Source organism: Luedemannella flava, assembly GCF_039528515.1.
GTDB lineage: Bacteria > Actinomycetota > Actinomycetes > Mycobacteriales > Micromonosporaceae > Luedemannella > Luedemannella flava.
In genome coordinates this window covers 1-4688 of the sequence record NZ_BAAALT010000010.1, presented here as the reverse complement: position 1 = coordinate 4688, position 4688 = coordinate 1, and the positions used below count along the sequence as shown (strand labels likewise).

Here is a 4688-nt window from a genome sequence, read left to right as displayed (position 1 = left end):
AACGGGTTGACTCTGAAAGAGGAAAGCGTAATATACGCCACCTCGCGACAGAGCGCTAAAGCGCGTCGCAACTGCTCTTTAACAATTTATCAGACAATCTGTGTGGGCACTCAAAGTGACATGGATTCTTAACGTCCTCGGACGAAAAATGAATACCAAGTCTCAAGAGTGAACACGTAATTCATTACGAAGTTTAATTCTTTGAGCATCAAACTTAAATTGAAGAGTTTGATCATGGCTCAGATTGAACGCTGGCGGCAGGCTTAACACATGCAAGTCGAGCGGTAGCACAGAGAGCTTGCTCTCGGGTGACGAGCGGCGGACGGGTGAGTAATGTCTGGGAAACTGCCTGATGGAGGGGGATAACTACTGGAAACGGTAGCTAATACCGCATAACGTCGCAAGACCAAAGTGGGGGACCTTCGGGCCTCATGCCATCAGATGTGCCCAGATGGGATTAGCTAGTAGGTGGGGTAACGGCTCACCTAGGCGACGATCCCTNGGCCACACTGGGACTGAGACACGGCCCAGACTCCTACGGGAGGCAGCAGTGGGGAATATTGCACAATGGGCGAAAGCCTGATGCAGCGACGCCGCGTGAGGGATGAAGGCCTTCGGGTTGTAAACCTCTTTCAGCAGGGACGAAGCGCAAGTGACGGTACCTGCAGAAGAAGCGCCGGCCAACTACGTGCCAGCAGCCGCGGTAAGACGTAGGGCGCAAGCGTTGTCCGGATTTATTGGGCGTAAAGAGCTCGTAGGCGGCTTGTTGCGTCGACTGTGAAAACCCGCGGCTCAACCGCGTGGCTTGCAGTCGATACGGGCAGGCTAGAATTCGGTAGGGGAGACTGGAATTCCTGGTGTAGCGGTGAAATGCGCAGATATCAGGAGGAACACCGGTGGCGAAGGCGGGTCTCTGGGCCGATATTGACGCTGAGGAGCGAAAGCGTGGGGAGCGAACAGGATTAGATACCCTGGTAGTCCACGCTGTAAACGTTGGGCGCTAGGTGTGGGGGGCCTCTCCGGTTCCCTGTGCCGCAGCTAACGCATTAAGCGCCCCGCCTGGGGAGTACGGCCGCAAGGCTAAAACTCAAAGGAATTGACGGGGGCCCGCACAAGCGGCGGAGCATGCGGATTAATTCGATGCGACGCGAAGAACCTTACCTGGGTTTGACATGGCTTCTAAAGCCGTAGAGATACGGTGTCCTTCGGGGGGAGTCACAGGTGGTGCATGGCTGTCGTCAGCTCGTGTCGTGAGATGTTGGGTTAAGTCCCGCAACGAGCGCAACCCTCGTTCCATGTTGCCAGCGGGTAATGCCGGGGACTCATGGGAGACTGCCGGGGTCAACTCGGAGGAAGGTGGGGATGACGTCAAGTCATCATGCCCCTTATGTCCAGGGCTTCACGCATGCTACAATGGCCGGTACAAAGGGCTGCGATACCGTAAGGTGGAGCGAATCCCAAAAAGCCGGTCTCAGTTCGGATCGGGGTCTGCAACTCGACCCCGTGAAGTCGGAGTCGCTAGTAATCGCAGATCAGCAACGCTGCGGTGAATACGTTCCCGGGCCTTGTACACACCGCCCGTCACGTCACGAAAGTCGGCAACACCCGAAGCCGGTGGCCTAACCCTTGTGGGGGGAGCCGTCGAAGGTGGGGCTGGCGATTGGGACGAAGTCGTAACAAGGTAGCCGTACCGGAAGGTGCGGCTGGATCACCTCCTTTCTAAGGAGCATCTCAACACTCGTTGTCGGGTGTTCAGAGCCCGCGTCCGACGAATGCTCGGGCGGGGTTTGCTCATTGGCGGAGACACTGGCAAATCAGGCACGCACGGCAGCTGCGGTTAGTACTACTCCTTTGTGGGTGTGGAACGCGGGTTGGTGGGCGTGTTTGGTGATGGGCACCCTGTTGAGTCCTGAAAGAACAAGCACGAGCGCGGGATGCGCTGTGAGTGTTGTTTCGGGTTCCGGTCACAAACTGGTTCGGATACCTGCCACGGTTGTGGTGCATGGTTTGAGCGTGGTGTTTGTGGGTTGGTTGTTGTTTGAGAATTGCATAGTGGACGCGAGCATCTTTGTGGTCAAGTTGCTGAGGGCAAACGGTGGATGTCTAGGCACCAGGAGCCGATGAAGGACGTGGGAGGCCGCGATAGGCCTGGGGGAGCTGTCAACCGAGCGTTGATCCCAGGGTGTCCGAATGGGGAAACCCAGCCCGAGTCATGTCGGGTTACCCACACCTGAACACATAGGGTGTGTGGAGGGAACGCCGGGAAGTGAAACATCTCAGTACCGGCAGGAAGAGAAAACAAATAGTGATTCCGTGAGTAGTGGCGAGCGAAAGCGGATTGAGCCTAAACCGTGTGCGTGTGATACCTGTCAGGGGTTGCGTGTGCGGGGTTGTGGGACCGTGCTGATCATGCTGACACGTGGTCGAACAGTGAGAAAGTCTGTGGCTAGCCGAAGCTTCTGGAAAGTGGCGCTGTAAACGGTGATAGTCCGGTAGGTGAAAGTTGCAGACCTGTTGTGCGTGTTCCCGAGTAGCGGCGGACTCCTGAAATCTGCCGTGAATCTGCCAGGACCACCTGGTAAGGCTGAATACTCCCTGGTGACCGATAGCGGACTAGTACCGTGAGGGAAAGATGAAAAGTACCCCGGGAGGGGAGTGAAATAGTACCTGAAACCGTTTGCCTACAATCCGTCGGAGCTGAGTTCGTAAGAACGAGGTGACGGCGTGCCTTTTGAAGAATGAGCCTGCGAGTTAGTGGCATGTGGCGAGGTTAACCCGTGTGGGGGAGCCGTAGCGAAAGCGAGTCTGAACAGGGCGTTCAGTCGCATGCTCTAGACCCGAAGCGGAGTGATCTAGCCATGGGCAGGCTGAAGCGCGGGTAAGACCGCGTGGAGGGCCGAACCCACCACCGTTGAAAAGGTGGGGGATGACCTGTGGTTAGGGGTGAAAGGCCAATCAAACTCCGTGATAGCTGGTTCTCCCCGAAATGCATTTAGGTGCAGCGTCGCGTGTTTCTTGCCGGAGGTAGAGCACTGGATGGTCTAGGGGGCCCACAAGCTTACCGAAATCAGCTAAACTCCGAATGCCGGTAAGTGAGAGCGCGGCAGTGAGACTGCGGGGGATAAGCTTCGTAGTCGAGAGGGAAACAGCCCAGATCACCAGCTAAGGCCCCTAAGCGTGTGCTAAGTGGAAAAGGATGTGGGGTCGCATAGACAACCAGGAGGTTGGCTTAGAAGCAGCCACCCTTGAAAGAGTGCGTAATAGCTCACTGGTCAAGTGGTTCCGCGCCGACAATGTAGCGGGGCTCAAGCACACCGCCGAAGCTGTGGCATTCACACATGTACCCCGCGATGCCCCTTTGAGGGTGTTGTGCAGGTGTGTGGATGGGTAGGGGAGCGTCGTGTGGCGAGTGAAGCAGCGGGGTGACCCAGCTGTGGACGCTACACGAGTGAGAATGCAGGCATGAGTAGCGAAAGCAGGGTGAGAAACCCTGCCGCCGGATGACCAAGGGTTCCAGGGCCAGGCTAATCCGCCCTGGGTGAGTCGGGACCTAAGGCGAGGCCGAGAGGCGTAGTCGATGGACAACGGGTTGATATTCCCGTACCCGCGAAGAAGCGACCATGACGAACCCATTTGTACTAACCACCTGCGGTGTGGCGGTCTTCGGACTTAAGCATTGTGGCTGGGAACTTGGGTGGTAGTAGTCAAGCGATGGGGTGACGCAGGAGGGTAGCTGATCCCGGCCGGTGGTTGTGCCGGGGCAAGCGTGTAGGGCGGTGTGTAGGCAAATCCGCACACCATGGGCCTGAGACGTGATGCGGAGACGTTTGAGTCGAAGTCAGTGATCCCATGCTGCCGAGAAAAGCCTCTAGCGAGTTTCGAGCGGCCCGTACCCTAAACCGACACAGGTGGTCAGGTAGAGAATACCAAGGCGATCGGGCGAACTGTGGTTAAGGAACTCGGCAAATTGCCCCCGTAACTTAGGGAGAAGGGGGGCCACAGACCGTGAGACCACACGCTGGAGCAGCGGTAGGTGGCCGCAGAGACCAGGGGGAAGCGACTGTTTACTAAAAACACAGGTCCGTGCGAAGTCGTAAGACGATGTATACGGACTGACGCCTGCCCGGTGCTGGAACGTTAAGGGGACCGGTTAGTCCGTAAGGGCGAAGCTGAGAACTTAAGCGCCAGTAAACGGCGGTGGTAACTATAACCATCCTAAGGTAGCGAAATTCCTTGTCGGGTAAGTTCCGACCTGCACGAATGGCGTAACGACTTCCCCACTGTCTCAACCACAGGCCCGGCGAAATTGCACTACGAGTAAAGATGCTCGTTACGCGCGGCAGGACGGAAAGACCCCGGGACCTTTACTATAGCTTGACATTGGTATTTGAGTTCAATTGTGTAGGATAGGTGGGAGGCTTTGAAGCTCGGACGCCAGTTCGGGTGGAGCCAACGTTGAAATACCACTCTGTTGGATTCGGGTATCTAACCTCGGACCCTGATCGGGTTCAGGGACAGTGTCTGGTGGGTAGTTTAACTGGGGCGGTTGCCTCCTAAAAGGTAACGGAGGCGCCCAAAGGTTCCCTCAGCCTGGTTGGCAATCAGGTGTTGAGTGCAAGTGCACAAGGGAGCTTGACTGTGAGACTGACAGGTCGAGCAGGGACGAAAGTCGGGACTAGTGATCCGGC

2 rRNA genes are annotated in these 4688 nt (G+C 56.7%); both read left to right on the top strand.

Going from position 1 to position 4688, the window contains the following annotated elements:
* The first annotated feature begins 216 nt into the window (after positions 1–216).
* Positions 217–1719 (top strand): 16S ribosomal RNA (locus ABD211_RS03085).
* Positions 1720–2072: 353 nt separating this feature from the next.
* Positions 2073–4688: ribosomal RNA gene (locus tag ABD211_RS03080) — 23S ribosomal RNA — on the top strand; the annotation flags it as partial.